The organism is Nitrospirota bacterium, assembly GCA_016214855.1.
Taxonomy (GTDB): domain Bacteria; phylum Nitrospirota; class Thermodesulfovibrionia; order Thermodesulfovibrionales; family UBA6898; genus UBA6898.
This window is the reverse complement of sequence record JACRMT010000010.1, coordinates 15,381-35,417: the sequence shown is the minus strand read 5'-3', so window position 1 is coordinate 35,417 and position 20,037 is coordinate 15,381. Positions and strand designations below refer to the sequence as shown.

The following is a 20,037-nucleotide window of genomic DNA, read 5'->3' as shown; positions in this document are numbered from 1 at the left end:
TAAGAATACTATCAAAAGTACGAGCCGAAGGCAATGGCATCTCAAAAGGCTTCTCATTACTGAGGGAATTATCTCCCTGGTGATGGTTTTTCAATGATCAGTTTGAACAAGCCACTTTGCAGCGATAATACCCTGAGGTCTTCTTTTATTCTGCCAAGGCTGCCCAGGTGTTCAAGAAAGTTTGGGATTTTTGAAGGATCGAGCTTTGTTGTAAGGATGATACGGGACTCGGACTCTTCGCTAATCTTCAATTCTCCATGGCTTTTGGCAATGTATGCCTCGATCTCTTTTTTAGCAGCATCCAACTCTCTGACCGTTAGGGTAATGGTGGTAAGCCCGGCTGCTTTTTTTTCTGCCGGGAGTTCAGAACGCGGTGCTGCAGGCGCAGCCCTTTGCATCGTCTCATCCCGGGCTGCCATACCTGCAGCCTTGCCTGTTTCGGCATGCCGCGCTGCAGCTGAAAGGGCAGGAGACGGCGCAAATGAGGAGGAGGGCGCAGGCATTGTGGGAGCAGCGGCTGGAGCTGGCTGTTCAACAGGTATTTCATTTTTTTGCGTCAAGATCTCACGCGTCTCAGTTTTAGCGGCACTGTCTTTATGTTTCGCTGCTTCCTGAAGACGCTGCGGCTGTATACTTTTTTTCTGTATCTCTGGCTTCTGCAGCTCTTTTTCAGGCGCAGCAGGCATGCTCCTGATAGCCGGAGCCTGAGGCTGAACCTCCATCTTCTGAAGCTCAGGCCCCATATTCTTATAGATAAAGACGGCTGCCACGGTTATCAGAATTGCAGCAAAAGCCTCAAGCGGCAGCTTGATATGCAGCGGGTAGAAGAGCCATTCTTTCCATCCCCTTATTGGCCTTGCCTCTGACCGGATTTTATTCATCACCTTTACGGTCAGCCCGGCAGGAGGTTCGACCTCTTCAAGCGTTCTCAGTCTCCTGATCGTTCTTTTCATTTCAGCAGCATATTCCGCGCACTCACCGCAATTCCGGATATGCTCGTCAATGAGCACCCTGTCATCAGGTGGAACAGGTCCGCCACTGCTGTCAGAAAGTTTTTTTCGGATGTCTCTGCAGTCCATCTACCAGTCTCCCAACATCTTCTTCAGGCATTCTTTTACAGACTCACGTGCCCTGAATATACGTGACTTGACCGTGCCGGCCGCAATACTGAGTATGGCGCTGATCTCATCATAAGAAAAACCTTGTACATCCCTCAGAACGATCACTTCCCGGAAATCATGATCCAGCCTGTTCAGACATTCCTGGACCTTCAGCTGCTGCTCTTTCCGGCTCAGCAGGTCAAGAGCGGATGGCTCGCCTGACGCAGGCTCGAACTTTTTCATATCCTCACCGGCAGATGAAGGGTCATCAAGAGAATCAGTCTCATGCCGGCTTCTTGTCCTGGCCTGAGTCAGTCTGTTCCTTGCGGTGTTCACGGTTATGGCATAAATCCAGGTCGAAAACTGCGACCGCTCTTCAAAGCGCTTAAGATTTCGATACGCAGAGACAAAAGCGTCCTGAACGACTTCAGAGGCATCTTCCATGCTGCCTGTTATACGGAATGCCATGTTGAACATTTTCTTCTGATAATTCCTCACCAGTATTTCAAATGCGTCAATATCGCCCTTTCGGCAGAGGGCAACAAGCTCCCGGTCCTTGTCTTCGTGCATCGGGTTAGTTTCCGTCATATCTTGAGACAGGCGATCGATCAGATTTGTTCCGGACCCGTTTTGATCAGGGGCCGGCCGGCGGCAGCAGCAACGTGACCTTTGTCCCGTCTTCCTGCACCGGCTCAAATGTTGCCTTGCCCTGATTTTTTCTCATGGCGAGCCGGATGATCGGTATGCCGAACCCGGTGCCTGTCGGTTTTGTCGAATAGAAGGGTGTTGACAGTTTTTCCTCGTCGCTTACATTAAAAGGCTGCCCTGAATTGAATATGCGGATCTCTACGGCGAGATGAGGTTCGCTGACCAGCCTGGAGGATATTCTTATCTCCGGATGATCGGGGTCTGCCGCCTCAAAGCTGTTCTGCAGAATGTGATAGAAGGCAGAGCCAATGTCCTTTGCATCAGCATGGATCAGTACTGCGTCAGGAGAAAGATCAGTTTTGATCCGGGATCCGGGCATCTGCAGCTCTTCGATCGTTTTGCTGATGATATCATTGATACTGAGGGTCCTGAATACGGGGTCTTGCTGGAACATCTCAAAATACATTTTGATGTCAGAGACCATATGTTCGAGGCGCTTATTCTCCTGAAGCACCGAGTCATAAACACCGTATACAGGACTGCCTGTTTCGACCGTCTTTTGAAGTCTCCTGATACTGCCGCCTATGACGGTCACCGGGTTCCTGACGCGGTCCGCTATGCCTTTGATGATCTCTATGTCACAGCGGGTGGTTGCATCGATATAGGCGCTTGTCTCGACCAGAAGGCAGAAGTCAATGATCATATCGATAAGTTTCAGAATGTCTGTCCTGTTCTCATCATTTCTGTCGGAAAGCAGAGTTTTGTGGCAGAACTGACGGATGATAGAAAACCCAAGGTTTGAGAACCTCTGGTCAAGGTTCACCTCAACATGGCGGAGACCGATCTTCCAGAGATAGGCTAGGAGATCTGCATCGAGCGATGAGCTGAAGACCTTTCCGAACCAGAAGGCCCATACCTTGAGCATATGGCCCGGGCTCTGCTGATAGTCCAGGACCAATTTAGCATCGGGGAGACTCTGAAAAACATCATTGAAATAAACAGCGAACTCCTCTTTTTTTGATGCGAAAAGTTTCTGATACGGCTTGAGCTTCAGGAGTGCTTCATTGCTGAGACCGAGCTTCTCCTGAAACTGCAGAAGTTTTTCATAAGGAACAGGTATGTTCAGCATTTTTTATATTCTACCAGAAACAGGGCGGCATACGTATGAGCCAGAACACTATACGCTGCAGTTTTTCCGCAGGCAGCTCAAGTATGGTAAACTAACAAAATTATAGATAAAGGGGGCCTCTATGCATATTCGTAAACTGTTGATCTTTGCTGTCGTTATTATAGTACTGGTTTCCGGGACTGCCTTTGCTCATCATCCTTCGGGAGGAGCCGGCCTGGGCCAGACAGGGCCGATCAGGACGGTATCAGCGACAACCCTGCCGCAGGGGAAGTTGTCCTTTGCTGCGCAGGCAGAGTTCATTGACCTTGATGGTTTCTCTGACAGCCAACTGCTCGGATTTGCGATGCAGGGAAAGGATGCCCATACTGCGGAATCGGTGTTTCACAGTACCGTGAGCATGGGGTATGGGATAACGGACAACCTTTCCGTCAGTATGAAGGTGTCTTACGAAAAGATCGACAATATTCGCGAGGCTCACGGCGATGAGCCGGGAGAGATCCATCTCCATGGTAATGCAAAGGGGATCGGCGATCTTACCCTGATGGGACAGTACCGCTTTCTGAAGACGCCTGATAATCTGGAATCTGCCCTGTTCCTTGGTCTCAAGATCCCGACGGGTAAGACGAACGATCGGGATATACAAGGTGAGACATTTGAGGCTGAGTTCCTGCCGGGCACCGGATCATGGAATCCGATCCTCGGCATAGCGGCAACGAAAAGATATGGCAAGGTTTCTCTGGACGGAAATCTCCAGTATACGTTCGCTACGCGCGGCACGCAGTTTACCAATCTCGGGGATATGTTCGATTATAATGCGGCGCTTTCCTACCGCGTAGTGAGCGGGACAATTGCATGGGATCTTATTCTCGAGGCAAACGGGGAATGGAAAGGGAAACAGAGGATCAGGGGAGAAAAAGATCCAAACAGCGGCGGTAATACATTATTTCTTTCTCCGGGGATGCGGCTTGTCTTTGGCAAGAACTTCTCCACTTATCTTTCTATAGGTATTCCGCTTCTTCAGGACATGAACGGTATCCAGGATGACACAAAATACAAGGCGCTCTTCGGTGCCAGCTTCAGCTTATGATGAAAGGGGATATCATGAAAAGGATCGTTGTTGCGAGCATTGCGGTTATTGCTTTTTTCGTAGTCGCCTCTGCGCACGCGGGAAGCAATGAGAAGGGTGCTTCATTTACGAAGCATTTTAACAACACGCTTTTTGCCATATCAGAAAAGGGGCAGGTGAGTATTGAGGTGCTGCTTGATGAAAAGGAGTATAAGATCGGCAAGGACATGGTCGGTATCGTTGTCCATGACAGCCATGACGAGGATGTTGAGGATGCAAAGGTCGCGGTGACGATAACGGGTATTGCCGAGCCGCTGAAGGTGAAGGAAAAGGGCGGCGGCTTATATCTTGTACCGAATTCCGGACTCCCTAAGGAGGGGACCTGGAAACTGAGCATCTCAGTAAAAAAGAAGAAGATAGAAGATGGGGTGGTATTTACCTTCCCTGAGGTGTTGAACAACAGGTTGCAGGCAGGGAAGTATGATCCTGATTCGATAAAGGGGAAAAAATAGGAGCGCTGACGTTGTCGGCCTCGGGCCCATAACCATCCATGCATGGCAAAAATATAGAGACTTCTAAGATGCGTTTAAATTTAATGTATTTATTTGTATAAATATTATAAGGAGAGAGCATATGATCAAAAAGATTGGAGTAATTCTTCTCGCAGTAGCATTTCTCGGATCCATGGCGTGGGCGCCTGTTTTTGATTCTGTTCAAGCAGCGGAGAACGCGGCGAAATGCGGGTGCGGCAAGGACTGCCAGTGTGACCACTGCAAGACCGGCAAGGGCGACTGCGCATGCAGGACTGACGGTAAGACCGGATGCAGCTGCGGAAAAGATTGCCAGTGCGAACATTGCAAGACTGGTAAGGGAGAGTGTCAGTGCAAGGCCGGAGCAAAGGGATGCTTTTGCAAGGGTGGTAGCAAAGGCGGGTGCCAGTGCGGTAAGAACTGTCAGTGTGACCACTGCAAGAGTGGTAAGGGCACATGCTCCTGCAAGGGTGGCGGCAAAGACGGCTGTAACTGCGGACACTGTGATGCAGATCACAAGAATATGAAAGCCAGACACGGAAAGCACGGAAAAGGCTGCAACTATAAGACCGACGCCGCTGCCGGCGCAGCTTCAGATGATGTGAAAGCGCCGACTGCAGATGCTGACTATGCCAGGACCATGCTGTCAAAAAGTGGAACATTCAAGGCCTCCTATACGAGTGAGTCTGATGCAGTTCCTGTGAACAAGCTCATGAGCTGGAAGCTGAATGTGGAGACTGCTGACGGAAAGGCAGTGAAGGATGCTGAGATCACGGTAGCCGGCGATATGCCGGAGCATGGTCACGGGTTGCCTACACAGCCCAAGGTGAAGAATAACAACGACGGCACGTATGTTGTTGAAGGCATCAAGTTCAGCATGACCGGCTGGTGGACCATGACATTCACGGTCAAGGCAGGCGGAAAGACCGATATCGTTACCTTTAATCTCCAGCTGAAATAGATCATCGGATAATGCCTGTGAAAAGGATATCTGATATCTCTTTTTTCAGGGCTATTTGTTGCGGTGTATTGCTGGCCGCCGGGTTTTTGCTGATGTTCGGCATTCCGTCAAATGCATCAGCAGAAGATAAAGATCTGAAAGAGATTCATGCATGGAGCGGAGAAGAGTTAAGAATTCTCCGCTCCCTTTCACTTTCTTCCCTTCCGCCGATCCCAAAAGACCCATCCAATAAGCATGCTGACGATCCCAGGGCAATAGCGCTCGGCAAAAAACTCTTCTTTGATAAAAAGTTCAGCGCTAACGGCAAGGTCTCCTGCGCAATCTGTCATATTCCTGAGGACAGCTTTACTGATAAACTTCCTCTTGCCAAAGGCATGGGCACGACCACGAGACGGACCATGCCTCTGATCGGTAATGCATACAATGCATGGTTCTTCTGGGATGGCAGAAAGGACAGCCTCTGGTCACAGGCGATCGGGCCTATCGAGAGCTCTGTGGAGCACGGCTTCACCCGTTCAATGTGCGCGCATCTGATAGCAGACAGGTATAAAAAAGAATATGAAGAAATATTCGGCAAGCTCCCCCGAATAGATCATAAGACCTGCCCGCCAAAGGCAAGCCCGGGTACAGGAAATCCCGTTGCCCTGAAGGCCTGGCAGGCAATGAAACCTCAGGACAGGGACAGTGTCAACAGGATCTATGCGAATATCGGCAAGGCCATTGCTGCCTTTGTGGCCCAGATCCTGCCCCAGTCAGCGCCCTTTGATAAATACGTTGATGCAGTAGTGAAGAACGAACTTGAAACGGCAGATAAGCTCATGAAGAAAGATGCGGTTGAAGGTTTGAGGCTTTTCATCGGCAAGGCAAAATGCACGAACTGCCACACGGGCCCACTCTTTACGAACAGCAGTTTCCATGATATCGGCATTGGCAATGTTAAGGACAAAGGCAGGGCTGACGGCATCATCAAGGTTATGACGGACGAGTTCAACTGTTTCGGTAAATACAGTGATGCAAAACCGGATGAATGTTCGGAGCTGAGATTCATAGACACGAACAAGACTAAATACGTTGGTGCGTTCAAGACGCCTACCTTGCGGAATGTCGCAGAGAGACCGCCATATATGCATGCCGGCCAACTGAAGACCCTGTCCGAAGTCCTGAGTTTCTACCAGCGCAGTTCAAGCAGGGAGCTCGGGCATCAGGCACTTACCAATGCAGAACTGTTAAAGATTGAAGCTTTCCTGAAAACATTGAGTTCCCCGTTAGGCTATCCGTAGCCCCCCTTAATCTAAACTGCCGGAAGCCGGCCAGGGATGCCCCCGATGCCCCCTGGATGTTTGACAGTCCCCTTAATTTCTGATATCTTGCCTGTAGGATAGCGTTTTGATCATTACAAAGGGGCGCGATAATGGTGGGCCGAAAATCGAACAGTCTGCATTCCTTCGAGAGTATCTTTTCTTTGCTGCCACTCAACCAGACAGAACAAAAACGTTTTTACCTCTTGACGATCCGATTATGACGCGGATATGAGCAAAACATGGGGGTCGTTGTGGCTGATGAAGTGAGGGAGACGGAGGATAACGCCACTTCCGGACCTCTGCCAGACGACCGGGGGGCAGGGCGTTTCCGCATTCTGATCAGCATTTGCGCCACGTTTGTCGCTGCTGTCGGTGTTGTCGCTATCCTCGGATGGGCTCTTGACCTGCCAGTTCTTGCAAGCCTTGGCTCGGGCAAGATACCGGTGGCCCCTGACACGGCGCTGATGTTCGTGCTGTATAGCGGAGCGATTTTACTTCGCACCTATCTCCCGAACAGTCAGGTATCATATCGGGCGGGCCTGTTTCTCATTGCGGCAGGAGCGCTGATCGCTGCGGTGCTGTTCGTATTGTCGCTGCTTGGCATACGGTTGGAGGCCGAACACCTTGGCTTTACTGTGGTGAATAAACCGGGTGAACTGCAGGTGGGTTACATGTCGCCGGTCACTGCGTTCAGTTTTCTGCTGTCGTCAATTTCCTATCTATTGTCTCTCCTGTCCTCGAGTAAACGGCGCCAGCCGGCCAATATTGCCTTTTGGGTTGCCTGCAGCGTTATCGTTACCGGGTCAACTCTTGTTCTTGCGTATCTCTATGGAAGTCCGATTCTTTATGGCACTGCCTTCATTCCTCCGGCCGCGCTGACCAGTATGGCGTTCATTGCTCTTGGAACTGCACTGCTTGCGCTGTCAGCGCCTCGCGCCAGGCAGTCCCTTCAGAATCTTGAATCTACCAGACGAGCCTCATATTTGTTTTTCATGGTTTTCGTCGTACTCGCGTTGGGTATCGTGATTGCGGGGTTTATGTATTTCCGGAACTATGAATCACGCCATCGGACAGAGATCGAACGGCAGCTTTCGGCCATTGCTGAATTGAAGGGTGACGAACTCGTTCATTGGAGAAAAGAGCGGTTGATGGATGCTGAGCTTTTTTTTAAGAATCCGAACTTTTTCGGATTGGTGCGTAACTACATGCAAAGGCCTGATGACACCGAGGTTGCAGCAAGACTCGGAACTTGGCTGCAGCATGTTCAGTCAGGACATGAATATGACCGGGTCTTTCTGCTTGATGCTTCAGGAAGGGAACGGATGTCAGCATCTGAGGCTCAGCCGATTTCCAGGTATCTGATACAGGGCGCTGAAGAAGTCCTGCGAACGAAAAAACTGACCTTTGCAGATTTCTATCGCAATGAATATGACGGACTAGTCTATCTGGCAATACTGATTCCCATTTTCGATGAACGTGACCGTAAACCTGCGGTGGGGACACTTGTCCTGCGTATTGATCCTGAGAAATATCTGTATCCATTTATTAACCGCTGGCCGACGCCAAGTAAGACAGCCGAAACACTGCTTGTCCGGCGTGAAGGAGATGAAGCCCTTTTTCTGAACGAACTCAGATTCCAGAAGAATGCAGCACTCAATCTGCGCAGACCGCTTGCTCAAAATGAATTACCTGCTGCCCAGGCCGTTCTTGGCAGGAAGGGAATCATGGAGGGCAGAGACTATAGGGGAGTGCGCGTGATCGCCGATCTGAGGCCTGTTGCCGATTCTCCCTGGTTTTTGGTCTCCCGGATGGACATTTCCGAAGTATATGGGCCGATGAGGGAAATACTATGGATGACCATAGTTCTTGTCTTAACCCTGCTTATAGGCGCAGGAGCAGCCTTTGGTATGGTTTGGCGGCAGCAGCTCACGCAATTTTACCGGATGAAATGTGAGACGACTGAGGCGCTGAATGAAAGCCGTGAGAGACTCGGCTTATTAATAGAAGGAGTAAAAGACCACGCAATAATTATGCTGGACCCCAATGGCAATGTGATGAGCTGGAATCCTGGTGCAGAGCGAATTAACGGGTACAGTGAAGAAGAAATAATTGGCAGGAACTTCTCCTGTTTCTATCCTCAGGAATATATTGAACAGGACAAACCCGTGCAGGAATTAAAAGAGGCAGTTGCGAAAGGACGGTTCGAGGGCGAGGGATGGCGGGTGCGTAAAGACGGCGCCCGGTTCTGGGCTGATGTTGTTATTACCGCGCTCTATGACAAGGATGGGTTGCTGAGGGGATTTGCCAAGATAACCCGCGATGTCACCGAACGCAAGCGTGCTGAGGACCGGCTTAATGAGACCCTGACTGATCTTCAACGCTCCAATAAAGAGCTGGAACAATTCGCCTACGTGGCTTCTCACGACCTGCAGGAGCCTTTGCGCATGGTTGCGAGCTACACGCAGCTGCTTGCAGAACGGTATGAAAATCAGCTCGATGACAAAGCCAAAAAGTTTATCCACTATGCTGTGGATGGTGCGGTCCGCATGCAGCTGCTGATAAATGATCTCCTGGTCTTTTCCCGCATAGGAACGAGGGGAAGACCTCCTGAGCCGGTTGAAGCGTACGCAGTGCTGGAAGAGGCAAAAAATAATATGAAGATGAATATTGATGAGGCGAAGGCAATCATCACGAATGACGTGCTCCCCGAAGTGCGGGCCGATGCGTCCCAACTGGTGCAGGTATTTCAGAACCTGATAGGCAATGCAGTAAAATTCCGCGGGACGGATGACCCTAAAATTCAAATTTCCGCAAGGGACGAAGGTGTGGAATGGCTTTTTTCCGTTAATGACAATGGCATTGGCATGGAGCAACAGTATGCTGACAAGGTATTTGTCATTTTTCAGCGGCTTCATACTAAGGAAGAGTATCCCGGCAGCGGAATCGGTCTTGCCATCTGCAAGAAAATAGTTGAACGCCATGGCGGCCGGATATGGTTTGAGTCAGAGCCTGGAAAAGGGACGACGTTCTATTTTACTATTCCCAAATAGGAAAGGAGGTAACATTCTATGGAGTGCAAGGCGTTAGTACGGCCGATTGATATTCTTCTGGTTGAGGACAATCCGGGTGATGTTGATTTGGCTCGGGAGGCCTTAGGTATGGGCAAACTGCATAATACGCTGCATGTTGTGCAGGACGGTGTTGCGGCTATGAGCTTTCTTTTGAAAACAGGAAAATATGTCAATGCACCACGGCCTGACCTTATTATCTTAGATCTGAATCTGCCCAAAAAAGACGGCCGCCAGGTGCTTGCAGAAATTAAGAATGACGCGGAGCTCAAACGCATTCCGGTCGTCATTCTTACGACCTCGCGCGCAGAGGAGGACATCCTCAAGACCTATAACCTGCATGCCAACTGCTACATCACAAAACCGATCGACATGAAACAGTTTCTGCATGTGGTCCAGTCCATTGAGGAGTTCTGGCTCTGTATAGTGTCTCTTCCCAACGGAGCCAGAAAATGACCGAAGGGTTCAAGATACTGCTGATCGAGGACAATCCGGGAGATACAGACCTCATAGAGGAGATGCTGACCGCTGCCAAGGTCAGTTTTGAGCTTACGCGTGTCGACCGTTTATCTGATGGAATTGAACAGATTCAATCGGAAGATTATTCTGTAATTTTACTGGATCTCGGCCTTCCGGACAGCCAGGGGTTAGAAACGCTTACGAAATTGAATAAAAACGGACCGAAAGCGCCGATTATCGTGCTTACCGGACTTGCAGATGAAACGATAGGGACCCAGGCAGTTAAAGACGGCGCGCAGGATTATTTAATCAAAGGACAGATAGACCATAAGCTGCTTTCGCGGGCAATAAAACACGCAATTGAACGTGCCAAGCTTGAATTTGAGCGGGAACAGTATTTTAAATTCTTTCAAACCTCTACTGACCTAATGTGCATCGCTGATCCAAATGGGTCTTTCATAAAGACAAACCCTTCCTGTTCGGAAACGCTCGGGTATACCGAGGCAGAGCTTGTGTCAAAGCCGTTCATCGAATTTGTTCATCCCGATGACAAACAGGCAACCCTTGATGAAATGGCCAGACAGCTGCGAATAGGCTATTCGCTCAATTTTGAAAACCGGTATGTTCATAAGGATGGTTCGTTGCGGTGGCTGTCGTGGCGGGCGATCTATAATAAAGATGATGGAATTACCTATGCCACGGCACGCGACATTACTGAACGCAGAAGTCTTGAAAACCAGCTTCGCCACGCCCAGAAACTTGAGGGGATCGGACAGCTTGCAGGAGGGATCGCGCACGATTTCAATAATGTGCTTAATGCGGTAGTTGGTTATGCCGGTTTGCTCCAGATGCAGATGGATGCCGCCGACCCTCTCCGGAAATATGTGGACGAGATCGCTTCTGCCGGCATGCGTGGTGCAGCACTTACGCAGCAGATCCTTGCGTTCAGCCGGAAGCAGGTGCTCGACATGAAGCCTGCAAACCTGAATGAGATCATCAAGGGTATAGAGAAAATGCTGCACAGGCTTGTTCGGGAGGATATAAGCATTGAGATAAGCCTTTTTGGCAAAGACCTGATTGTTCTGGCTGATGCGAGTCAGATAGACCAGATACTGATCAACCTTGCGACCAATGCCCGTGACGCCATGCCGTCTGGCGGCAGGCTGAATATTTCTACAGAGTTCTTTGTCATGCATGATGATTATGTTGTGATGCATGGTTATGGTAAAGCCGGTGAATATGCTCTTCTTAGGGTGTCAGATACCGGCTGCGGCATGGACGCTGATACCCTGTCCCGCATATTCGAGCCTTTCTTCACAACAAAGGAAGTGGGCAAGGGCACAGGACTGGGTCTTGCTGTAGTGCATGGCTTGGTGAAACAACATAATGGTTTTATCAATGTATACAGCGAGGTTGGAAATGGCACGGTCTTCAAGATCTTTCTGCCGCTGACAAAGTATGCAGAGGAAGAGACTGAGGAAAAGCCTGTCGCCGGTATTACGGTCGGCACAGAGACGATACTGATCGCGGAAGATGACGCGCCGTTGAGAAGACTTTCTTCAGTTGTCATGAGAAATGCCGGGTACACCGTGATCGAAGCAGTCGACGGCGAGGATGCATTGCGAAAATTTATCGATAATCGTGAAAAGATAGGGCTGGTCATCCTTGATGGTATCATGCCAAAGAAGAACGGCAGAGAGGTGTATGATGAGATACACAGGATCGGACCTGACATGAAGGCCATTTTTATGAGTGGTTATGCCGAGGAGATCTTTACCCATGGAGGCATTCCGGATAAGGGAGTAGTCTTTATCTCGAAACCGGTAAAACCCGACGATCTGCTCAGGAAGGTGCGGGAGGTGCTGGACAGTCACTAAGGAAATCGTAAGTAAGTTCTCTTTGTCTGTCATTGCGTCTTGTCCGCAATTCCTCTTCACAGAAGGATTCCCGACAGGCGGGAATGACAACCTGTGGGGCGATACCTATGGCCTCCTTAGTAAACGGTATTTCACTGCTATGCGTTGACGCTCTAAAACCTGCTGTGATAAAATTCAGCTCACAAAAATAGATGTATCTCATCGTAATTTCCGCGTAAATCGAAAGGACCAAACATATGAGGATAGTTGTATGCATTAAACAGGTGCCTGACAGCGCAGAGGTCAGGATCAATCCGGAGACGAACACGCTCATCAGGGACGGTGTGCCCACCATAATAAACCCCTATGACCTGCATGCCCTCGAAGCAGGCCTTCAGATCAGGGAACAGGCAGGAGGCAAAGTGATTGTGCTCACCATGGGCCCGCCCCAGGCAGAGACAGCGCTCCGCGAGACTATTGCGATGGGTGCCGACGAAGGGGTGCTCCTGACAGACAGGGCCTTTGCAGGCTCCGACACCTGGGCCACTGCTTATGCCCTTTCAAAGGCCATAGAACAGATCGGCGCTGATGTGATCCTCTGCGGCAAGCAGGCCATTGACGGAGACACGGCGCAGGTCGGGCCTGAGATCGCAGAGTTCATGGATATCCCGCATATTTCCTATATCCGCAAGGTCGATGAGGTCACTCCTGACAGACTTGTGCTGCAGAGGCTGATGGATGACGGGTATGATGTTGTCGAGACGTCGCTGCCTGTGCTGCTTACTGTGGTGAAGGAGCTGAACACGCCGCGGCTGCCGTCGCTCAAGGGCAAGATGGCTGCAAAGAAGGCGGAGATCAGAAAGATGACCGCTGCAGACCTCAAGGTCGAGGAGAGCGATCTTGGGCTGAAAGGTTCTCCCACGCAGGTGAAGAACATCTTTGCCCCTGAGGCGAAGAAGGACAGGAAGATGCTCGAAGGCACAGCTGAAGAGCAGATCGATACTCTGGTAAAGGAACTGGTGGAGAGCAAATGTATATAAAGGTCAACAGAGAGCTATGCACAGGTTGTGAGGCATGCGTCCAGTCATGCCCGTATGATGCTATCGTGATAAAGGACGGAAAGGCCGGGATCACTGAGCTCTGTCAGCTCTGCAGGGCCTGCATGAGCGTATGCCCTGAAGGCGCCATCTCTGAGGTGAAAGAGGCATCAGATACAAAGGAGACAGCTCAGGGCAAGGGGGTTTGGGTCTTTGCAGAGCAGCGCGACGGCAAGATCGCCGGCGTTTCTCTTGAACTTCTGGGCGCCGGCAGAGGGCTTGCCGAAAAATTGGGTACAGACCTCTCCGCAGTCCTCTTCGGCGGCACAGAGCAGGATGCAAAGGAGCTTATGCGCTGGGGCGCTGACAAGGTGTTCCATTGCGACGACCCGCTCATGAGCGCGTTTAATGACGAGCCGTATGCAGCGCTTCTGTCGAAGCTGATCACTGAGCAGAAGCCCGAGATCGTGCTGACCGGCGCCACGCCGATTGGAAGATCGTTCTTCCCGAGGGTCGCCGCAAAACTGAGAGCAGGGCTCACCGCAGACTGCACCTCTCTTGAGATCGATGCAGAGACAAAGAACCTGCTTCAGGTCAGGCCTGCATTCGGCGGCAATATTATGGCAACGATCTTCTGCCCCCATGCACGGCCGCAGATGGCGACGGTCAGACCGCGCGTCATGAAAAAGGGAGAGTATAGTGAGGCGAAGACAGGCGAGCTCATTAAGGTCAGCGCAAAGGGCATATCCTCCCGCACTAAAGTGATCGAGACCGTAAAGGAGGTCTCTGAACTCGCGGTCAATCTTCAGGATGCGAATGTCATTATTGCAGGCGGAAGGGGCATGGCCGGAGAAAAGGGCTTTCAGCTCCTGTATGAACTTGCGGATGTGCTGGGCGCGTCAGTGGCAGCGTCAAGAGCTGCTGTTGATGAAGGCTGGATCCCCTATCGCAACCAGGTCGGGCAGACCGGCAAGACCGTCAGCCCGAAGCTCTATATTGCCTGCGGTATTTCAGGCGCAGTGCAGCACCTGGTCGGTATGCAGTCCTCCGACGTAATCATTGCGATCAATAAGAACCCTGATGCCCCGATCTTCAATGTTGCCACCTACGGCATAGTCGGTGACGCAAATGAGATCGTGCCGATGCTGACCAGAAAGATCAAAGAGATAAAAGGGTAATAAGTAAGGCTTCAGCGGCGAGTGGTGTTTCTCCTCTCCTTTACAAGGGGAGGTCGGGTGGGGTATTGGAAGATGCATCAAAACCTCCCCATGCCCCTCCTTGGTAAGGAGGGGATCCAAGCCCGTTTTCATAACTGCTGGTTCGTCGTCACAGCTGTACCAATGCAGTTATTCTGAACTTTTGGAGGTGTTTTGTGACAACGGTATTCATGTTCCCCGGTCAGGGTTCCCAGGCTGTTGGTATGGGCGCTGATCTTTTCGATCGTTATCCTGATCTGGTCGCAGAGGCGGATGTAATTCTCGGTTACTCGATCAAGGAGCTCTGCCTTGCGAATCCTGACGATAAGCTCAGGCAGACGGACTACACACAGCCGGCGCTGTACGTCGTCGATATCCTGAGCTATCTGGCCAAGGTCGAGGTTGAGGAGCTTAGGCCGGATTTTGTGATCGGCCACAGCCTGGGAGAGTATGCAGCCCTGTATGCTGCAGGGGCCTTTGATTTTGGCATTGGCCTCAGGCTGGTCCAGAAGCGCGGCACACTGATGAACGCAGCCACTGGCGGAGGCATGGCAGCCATATTAGGCATGACGGGTGATGCTGTCGCCGCGGCCCTGGCTGAACTCGGCGCAGTCAGCATTGATGTGGCCAATTTCAATTCCCCGGGCCAGACAGTGATCTGCGGTCCCAAGGCTGACATAGAGATCTTTGCGCCGCAGATGAAGGAAAAGGGAGCCAAGAGGGCGGTTATCCTCCCGGTCAGCGGCGCGTTTCATAGTCGTTACATGAAACCGGCGGCAGAAGAGTTCGAGGCATTTCTAACGGAATTCAGTTTCAACAGCCTGCAGATTCCCTGCATTGCCAACTGCAGTGCCCAGCCATATACGGATGATTCGATCGCCTCGAATCTGGTTAAGCAGATCTATAGCAGTGTGAAGTGGGTTGAGACAGTGACAAGCCTTCGTGCGCAGGGCGCTGACACGTTTATCGAGGTCGGCCCGGGAACTGTTTTGGCCGGCCTTGCCCGCCAGATTGCATAAAAAAATATAATAAATAAGTTTGCTGATCATAAACGTCGGCCAAATAAAATATGCCCGTATTGTATTTTTCTTGTCAGGCAGAGGCCATTGCAGCTCATTGACAAACATATATACATAACTTTAGCATTGTATATATAGAAGAAGAGAAGGAGACGGACATGAAATCATCGGTCAGGATGACATCAATAAGGCTTGATACTAAACTTGCAGACGATGCGCTGAAGGTGTTGGGGGCGAAATCGAGGACTGAAGCAGTGCACATGGCCCTTAAAGAAGTTGTTGCCCTTAAGAGGTTTAAGGCTCTTGTTTTGAAACAAGGAGGTAAATTGCAGTTTGAGGCCCATGGAAGATAACGCCGTTATTTTCGATACCTCGATTTTCATAGATCACCTGAGAGCCAATAAGTATAGCCGGCAATTTCAGAATCTTAATGCGCTTGTGCGGAACTCTTCTGTTGTGCTTGCAGAGCTTCTTCGCGGTGCTACGAAAGATGCAGAGCGTACGTTTGTTAATCTGCTGGCGAAAAATCATCCCATCCTGACGCCTACGGCACAAAACTGGATTGATTCTGGTGAAATACTTCTGAAAATGAATAAGCGCAAAGGTTTTTTGCCTGAAAAGCTGAGGGATTTGCATTTTGATGTTCTGATTGCCCTGACAGCCAGGACCTATGGAGCTGCAGTCGTTACCTCGAACAGGGCAGATTTCGAACTTATAAAGGAATATAAGGATTTTCGTCTGGTACTCTGGTGATCAGAGGAGTATGTTGTTTGAATTGGTAACGTCCCGTAAACACAGACCTTTACAGATGATTCGACCGCCTAAAGGCCTTTGTGCGCTGGGAAAAGACACGGTTGCCTCCGGTCATTATAAGATTGTCTTATAAATGTATTGCCGACTTGGGGTTTGCTCTGCTAATATTAAACAAAAATATAGTTTTCAATTTGTAGGAATGTTAGGGGAAGAGGCGGTTGAATGAAGATCCACGAATATCAGGCAAAGGAACTGTTTCGTCAGCATCACATTTCTGTTCCTGAGGGCTATCTTGCTACAAGTCCTGATGAGGCTGCTGCATCAGCCGAAAAGCTCGGCAAATTCCCCGTTGTAGTCAAGGCACAGATCCATGCGGGCGGCCGCGGCAAGGGCGGCGGTGTCAAACTTGCCCGAAGCCTTGACGAGGTAAGGAGCGTTGCTGCGACCATACTGGGAAGGCCGCTGGTGACGCCACAGACCGGTCCCGAGGGGAAGAAGGTCGGGAAGCTCCTGGTGGAGCAGGGGCTCGATATCAGTCAGGAACTCTATCTCTCGATCATCCCGGACCGCTCCACGGCAAAGATCATGATCATCGCAAGCCGGGCCGGCGGAATGGATATCGAGGAAGTTGCAGCAAAAAGCCCTGAAAAGATCATCAGGGTGTTAATCAATCCGCTCACCGGGATCGAGCCTGGCCACTGCAGCCAGATCGCAGCCGGTCTCGATCTGAATGAAGCACTTACCCAAAAATTCTCTGCACTGATCGAGAATCTATACGCACTTTTCATCGAAACCGACTGTTCTTTGCTTGAGATCAATCCTCTGGTGATCACTGCCCAGGAGGACCTGATCGCACTTGATGCCAAGATCGACATTGATGATAACGCCCTGTTCCGTCAGAAGGAGATCCTGAAATACCGGGATACGAATGAAGAGGACCCTCTGGAATTAGAGGCATCGAAATTCAATCTCAATTACATCAACCTGGATGGGAATGTTGGCAATATGGTGAACGGCGCCGGACTGGCCATGGCTACCATGGACCTTATCAAGAGTGCCGGTGCTTCGCCTGCGAACTTTCTGGATGTGGGCGGCGGGGCGAATGCGGAGATGGTCGAGAACGGTTTCCGGATCATTTTGAGCGACAGCAATGTAAAAGCGATCCTGATCAATATCTTCGGCGGTATTCTCCGGTGCGACGTTCTTGCCGAAGGGGTTGTGCAGGCGGCCAGAAAGACCGGTATACGTGTGCCGGTTGTGATCCGCATGCAGGGGACGAATGTCGAAAAGGGCAGGGAGATCCTCGCTGCATCCGGGCTGAATCTTATTACAGCAGAGGACCTGAACGATGCAGCGGGCAGGATCGCTGAGATTGTCGGAAAATGACGAGAACTGAAGAAGATATGACAGAGGGTAACGTTTCAGTTCCAGGTCTTAGCCCCGCCTTAGCAAGGAGGGGTTGGGGAGGTTATGGTAGATATTCCGATACCCCACCGCACCTCCCCTTGGAAAGGGGAGGACTTTTAAACCCCGTAACTGAAGGGACACGATAATAGATTATGTCAATTTTCGTAAATAAAGAGACCAGACTGCTAGTCCAGGGAATTACCGGGAAAGAAGGCATGTTCCATACCCGGCAGTGTATCGAATACGGCACTCGTGTAGTCGGTGGTGTGACACCCGGAAAAGGCGGACAGACCATGGACAATGTGCCGGTCTTCAATTCTGTCCGGGAAGCTGTCAGTGAAACCAAAGCGAACTGCAGCATGATCTTTGTGCCTCCGGCCTTTGCCGCAAAGGCGGTCATGGAGGCGATCGACGCTGATATCGATCTCATTGTGGCTATCACAGAAGGCATTCCTGTGCTCGACATGATGCGGATAAAGAATTATCTGAACGGTAAAAAAGCAAGGCTCATCGGACCGAACTGCCCCGGGATCATAACGCCGGGCCAGTGCAAGATCGGTATTATGCCGGGCTTTATCCACAAGCCGGGCGGACCCATTGGCGTTGTGTCGCGTTCCGGCACCCTTACCTATGAGGTGGTGCATCAGCTGACCACCAAGGGGATCGGACAGACAACCTGCCTCGGCATCGGAGGCGACCCGGTAAATGGAACGAATTTTATCGATTGCCTCAAGGCCTTTGAAGCAGATCCTGAGACAAAGGGCATTGTGCTTGTGGGCGAGATCGGCGGCACTGCAGAAGAAGAGGCTGCTGCCTATATCAGGGAAAAGGTCAGCAAGCCGGTAGTCGGGTTTGTGGCGGGCTTGAGCGCTCCTCCGGGCAGACGGATGGGGCATGCAGGGGCCATAGTTAATGGCAGCAGCGGCACTGCCCAGTCAAAGATCGCTGTCATGAAGGAAGTTGGTATTCATGTATGCGATAATCTCGGCAGGTTCGGTGATTTCTGTGCCGACATTTTTTAGAACGCTATTTACGACGCGGGGTATTTAATGCCTGAACAAAAGAGAACACATAGAGTTTTAATCGGAAAACCGGGCCTTGACGGCCATGATCGGGGCGCCAAATTCATTGCCCGCGCACTTCGTGATGCCGGCTTTGAGGTGGTCTATACCGGCATCCGAAGGACGCCCGAAGAGATCGCCTCTGCCGCTGTTCAGGAAGATGTTTCAGCGGTCGGTTTGTCATTGCTTTCCGGGGCGCACATGAGCCTCTTCCCTGCAGTGGTGCGTGCACTGACGAATGCAGGGGCTGGAGATATTCCTGTGCTGGGCGGCGGTATAATCCCTGATGAGGACATCGTGCTGCTCAAAGATGCCGGGATCAATGCTGTGTACACCCCGGGGACCCCTGTAGACAAGATCATTGCCGCTTTTCGCAGTGCCTGCGAGGCACATGAAGCTCGCAGAACCTGATTTAACGAATGTCGGAGGAATTTCACTGATGCTGAGTGAAAAGATACTGAGGGGATTGAGAGAGCGGGATCCAAGGGGAATTGCCCGGGCCATCTCCCTTGTTGAAGAAAACGATCCTCTGTCGGATGAAATACTCTCATCCATTGATGATTCTCTTGTTGATGAGGCAACGGTATTAGGTATAACCGGTCCTCCCGGGGCCGGAAAATCGACATTAACAGACCGGATCATCTCAAAATACCGCGCTCAGGGAAAAAGGGTAGGGGTTATTGCAGTAGATCCTTCTTCACCCATTTCCGGCGGTGCGATCCTCGGTGACCGGATCCGGATGATGGGCCATGCACTGGATAAGGACGTGGTTGTACGTTCCATGGCCACACGGGGCAGGCTGGGAGGATTATGCGCCGCAGCGGGAGCTGCAGTGAGAATACTTGCCGGCAGCGGCTGCTCCGTAATTATCATTGAGACTGTTGGCGTCGGACAGTCCGAAATGGATATCGTCAGGCTTGCAGACATCACAGCACTGGTGCTTGCTCCAGGCCTTGGCGACGATATTCAGGCAATGAAGGCAGGGCTTCTGGAGGTGGCTGACATCCTGATCGTGAACAAGGCGGACTGCGCGGGCGCAGAGACCCTTGCCATGGATATGGAGGCTATTGCTCGGGAGGGTGTCCGCAAGGGAAAAGAAGAGACAAAAGTCTGCATGACCGTGGCTTCGGAAGATAAAGGAATAGACGGGCTGCTTGCTTCGATCGAAACTGTTGACGCTTCGCACCGGGGGACTGGTGAGCGCAGGAGGCGAAGGGAAAAGGCCTATGACCTTGAAGTATTGGACTGGGCACTTGAGATGATAAAGCCTTCGATAATCGAGAAGATAGAGAGATGGGAGCATGACCGGAAAGGGGCACCCCGTCTGCAGGCTGCAAAACTGCTCGAACGGGAATCTTTGCGAGCCAGGGATCAGAAAGGTTCATGAACATATTTAATCCAAAATCCCTCCTAACCTCCCTTTACAAAAAGGGAGCGTGGGGGGAT

19 protein-coding genes are annotated in these 20,037 nt (G+C 51.0%); 16 read left to right on the top strand and 3 right to left on the bottom strand.

All coding sequences use genetic code 11. The annotated features are described in order from the left end of the window. Positions 1-68: 68 nt before the first annotated feature. The 3 genes from HZB62_09360 to HZB62_09350 form a co-directional block, all read right to left on the bottom strand. Positions 69-1,079, bottom strand: coding sequence for a hypothetical protein (locus tag HZB62_09360; protein MBI5075351.1), 1,011 nt, complete (start codon positions 1,077-1,079; stop codon positions 69-71). Beyond that, positions 1,080-1,670, bottom strand: a complete 591-nt coding sequence (locus HZB62_09355) for a sigma-70 family RNA polymerase sigma factor (protein ID MBI5075350.1) — start codon at positions 1,668-1,670, stop codon at positions 1,080-1,082. A 64-nt stretch (positions 1,671-1,734) separates the two neighbouring features. Next, positions 1,735-2,877 carry a hypothetical protein gene (locus HZB62_09350; GenBank protein ID MBI5075349.1) on the bottom strand — a complete coding sequence of 381 codons (1,143 nt, stop codon included), beginning with the start codon at positions 2,875-2,877 and terminating at the stop codon, positions 1,735-1,737. A gap of 121 nt (positions 2,878-2,998) precedes the next feature. On the opposite strand from HZB62_09350, the gene HZB62_09345 reads away from it, so the two are divergent. From HZB62_09345 to meaB, 16 genes are all read left to right on the top strand, one after another. After that, on the top strand, positions 2,999-3,964 hold the full coding sequence (locus HZB62_09345) for a transporter (protein MBI5075348.1): 966 nt from the start codon (positions 2,999-3,001) through the stop codon (positions 3,962-3,964). Between the two features lie 14 nt (positions 3,965-3,978). Further along, positions 3,979-4,455: a hypothetical protein gene (locus tag HZB62_09340; protein ID MBI5075347.1), complete on the top strand. Its 477-nt coding sequence runs from the start codon at positions 3,979-3,981 to the stop codon at positions 4,453-4,455. A 121-nt stretch (positions 4,456-4,576) separates the two neighbouring features. After that, positions 4,577-5,434: a FixH family protein gene (locus tag HZB62_09335; GenBank protein MBI5075346.1), complete on the top strand. Its 858-nt coding sequence runs from the start codon at positions 4,577-4,579 to the stop codon at positions 5,432-5,434. A gap of 17 nt (positions 5,435-5,451) precedes the next feature. Then, on the top strand, positions 5,452-6,714 hold the full coding sequence (locus HZB62_09330; protein MBI5075345.1) for a cytochrome-c peroxidase: 1,263 nt from the start codon (positions 5,452-5,454) through the stop codon (positions 6,712-6,714). 1,964 nt (positions 6,715-8,678) lie between these two features. Continuing rightward, positions 8,679-9,785, top strand: coding sequence for a PAS domain S-box protein (locus HZB62_09325; protein ID MBI5075344.1), 1,107 nt, complete (start codon positions 8,679-8,681; stop codon positions 9,783-9,785). Between the two features lie 18 nt (positions 9,786-9,803). Further along, positions 9,804-10,259 carry a response regulator gene (locus HZB62_09320; GenBank protein MBI5075343.1) on the top strand — a complete coding sequence of 152 codons (456 nt, stop codon included), beginning with the start codon at positions 9,804-9,806 and terminating at the stop codon, positions 10,257-10,259. Continuing rightward, positions 10,256-12,139 carry a response regulator gene (locus HZB62_09315; GenBank protein ID MBI5075342.1) on the top strand — a complete coding sequence of 628 codons (1,884 nt, stop codon included), beginning with the start codon at positions 10,256-10,258 and terminating at the stop codon, positions 12,137-12,139. Before HZB62_09320 ends, HZB62_09315 begins: the two co-directional genes overlap by 4 nt. Positions 12,140-12,375: 236 nt before the next feature. After that, entirely contained in the window at positions 12,376-13,158 is a 783-nt protein-coding gene (locus HZB62_09310) for an electron transfer flavoprotein subunit beta/FixA family protein (protein MBI5075341.1), read from the top strand. Continuing rightward, the gene (locus tag HZB62_09305) at positions 13,149-14,333 is read left to right on the top strand and encodes a 4Fe-4S binding protein (protein MBI5075340.1); all 1,185 of its coding nucleotides are present in this window, start codon (positions 13,149-13,151) and stop codon (positions 14,331-14,333) included. The genes HZB62_09310 and HZB62_09305 overlap by 10 nt, the downstream gene beginning before the upstream one ends. Positions 14,334-14,542: 209 nt before the next feature. Continuing rightward, positions 14,543-15,370, top strand: coding sequence for an ACP S-malonyltransferase (gene fabD, locus HZB62_09300; protein ID MBI5075339.1), 828 nt, complete (start codon positions 14,543-14,545; stop codon positions 15,368-15,370). 158 nt (positions 15,371-15,528) lie between these two features. Beyond that, on the top strand, positions 15,529-15,723 hold the full coding sequence (locus tag HZB62_09295) for a type II toxin-antitoxin system VapB family antitoxin (GenBank protein MBI5075338.1): 195 nt from the start codon (positions 15,529-15,531) through the stop codon (positions 15,721-15,723). Continuing rightward, positions 15,713-16,123: a PIN domain-containing protein gene (locus HZB62_09290; GenBank protein ID MBI5075337.1), complete on the top strand. Its 411-nt coding sequence runs from the start codon at positions 15,713-15,715 to the stop codon at positions 16,121-16,123. The genes HZB62_09295 and HZB62_09290 overlap by 11 nt, the downstream gene beginning before the upstream one ends. Positions 16,124-16,345: 222 nt before the next feature. Next, positions 16,346-17,509: an ADP-forming succinate--CoA ligase subunit beta gene (gene sucC, locus HZB62_09285; GenBank protein ID MBI5075336.1), complete on the top strand. Its 1,164-nt coding sequence runs from the start codon at positions 16,346-16,348 to the stop codon at positions 17,507-17,509. 173 nt (positions 17,510-17,682) lie between these two features. Then, the gene (gene sucD, locus HZB62_09280; GenBank protein MBI5075335.1) at positions 17,683-18,552 is read left to right on the top strand and encodes a succinate--CoA ligase subunit alpha; all 870 of its coding nucleotides are present in this window, start codon (positions 17,683-17,685) and stop codon (positions 18,550-18,552) included. 27 nt (positions 18,553-18,579) lie between these two features. Next, entirely contained in the window at positions 18,580-19,002 is a 423-nt protein-coding gene (locus HZB62_09275; protein ID MBI5075334.1) for a cobalamin B12-binding domain-containing protein, read from the top strand. A 28-nt stretch (positions 19,003-19,030) separates the two neighbouring features. Beyond that, a complete protein-coding gene (gene meaB, locus HZB62_09270) occupies positions 19,031-19,978 on the top strand; it encodes a methylmalonyl Co-A mutase-associated GTPase MeaB (protein ID MBI5075333.1) in 948 nt (315 codons plus the stop codon). The last annotated feature ends 59 nt before the right edge of the window (positions 19,979-20,037 follow it).

Bases quoted from the DNA above. Each gene is read 5' to 3' on its own strand.
- HZB62_09345 (MBI5075348.1), top strand. From the start codon at position 2,999: ATGCATATTCGTAAACTGTTGATCTTTGCTGTCGTTATTATAGTACTG.
- HZB62_09310 (MBI5075341.1), top strand. From the start codon at position 12,376: ATGAGGATAGTTGTATGCATTAAACAGGTGCCTGACAGCGCAGAGGTC.
- HZB62_09350 (MBI5075349.1), bottom strand. From the start codon at position 2,877: ATGCTGAACATACCTGTTCCTTATGAAAAACTTCTGCAGTTTCAGGAG.
- HZB62_09335 (MBI5075346.1), top strand. From the start codon at position 4,577: ATGATCAAAAAGATTGGAGTAATTCTTCTCGCAGTAGCATTTCTCGGA.
- HZB62_09325 (MBI5075344.1), top strand. From the start codon at position 8,679: ATGAAATGTGAGACGACTGAGGCGCTGAATGAAAGCCGTGAGAGACTC.
- HZB62_09360 (MBI5075351.1), bottom strand. From the start codon at position 1,079: ATGGACTGCAGAGACATCCGAAAAAAACTTTCTGACAGCAGTGGCGGA.
- HZB62_09275 (MBI5075334.1), top strand. From the start codon at position 18,580: ATGCCTGAACAAAAGAGAACACATAGAGTTTTAATCGGAAAACCGGGC.
- HZB62_09305 (MBI5075340.1), top strand. From the start codon at position 13,149: ATGTATATAAAGGTCAACAGAGAGCTATGCACAGGTTGTGAGGCATGC.
- fabD (MBI5075339.1), top strand. From the start codon at position 14,543: ATGTTCCCCGGTCAGGGTTCCCAGGCTGTTGGTATGGGCGCTGATCTT.
- sucC (MBI5075336.1), top strand. From the start codon at position 16,346: ATGAAGATCCACGAATATCAGGCAAAGGAACTGTTTCGTCAGCATCAC.
- HZB62_09355 (MBI5075350.1), bottom strand. From the start codon at position 1,670: ATGCACGAAGACAAGGACCGGGAGCTTGTTGCCCTCTGCCGAAAGGGC.
- HZB62_09290 (MBI5075337.1), top strand. From the start codon at position 15,713: ATGGAAGATAACGCCGTTATTTTCGATACCTCGATTTTCATAGATCAC.
- meaB (MBI5075333.1), top strand. From the start codon at position 19,031: ATGCTGAGTGAAAAGATACTGAGGGGATTGAGAGAGCGGGATCCAAGG.
- HZB62_09320 (MBI5075343.1), top strand. From the start codon at position 9,804: ATGGAGTGCAAGGCGTTAGTACGGCCGATTGATATTCTTCTGGTTGAG.
- HZB62_09295 (MBI5075338.1), top strand. From the start codon at position 15,529: ATGAAATCATCGGTCAGGATGACATCAATAAGGCTTGATACTAAACTT.
- HZB62_09315 (MBI5075342.1), top strand. From the start codon at position 10,256: ATGACCGAAGGGTTCAAGATACTGCTGATCGAGGACAATCCGGGAGAT.
- HZB62_09340 (MBI5075347.1), top strand. From the start codon at position 3,979: ATGAAAAGGATCGTTGTTGCGAGCATTGCGGTTATTGCTTTTTTCGTA.
- sucD (MBI5075335.1), top strand. From the start codon at position 17,683: ATGTCAATTTTCGTAAATAAAGAGACCAGACTGCTAGTCCAGGGAATT.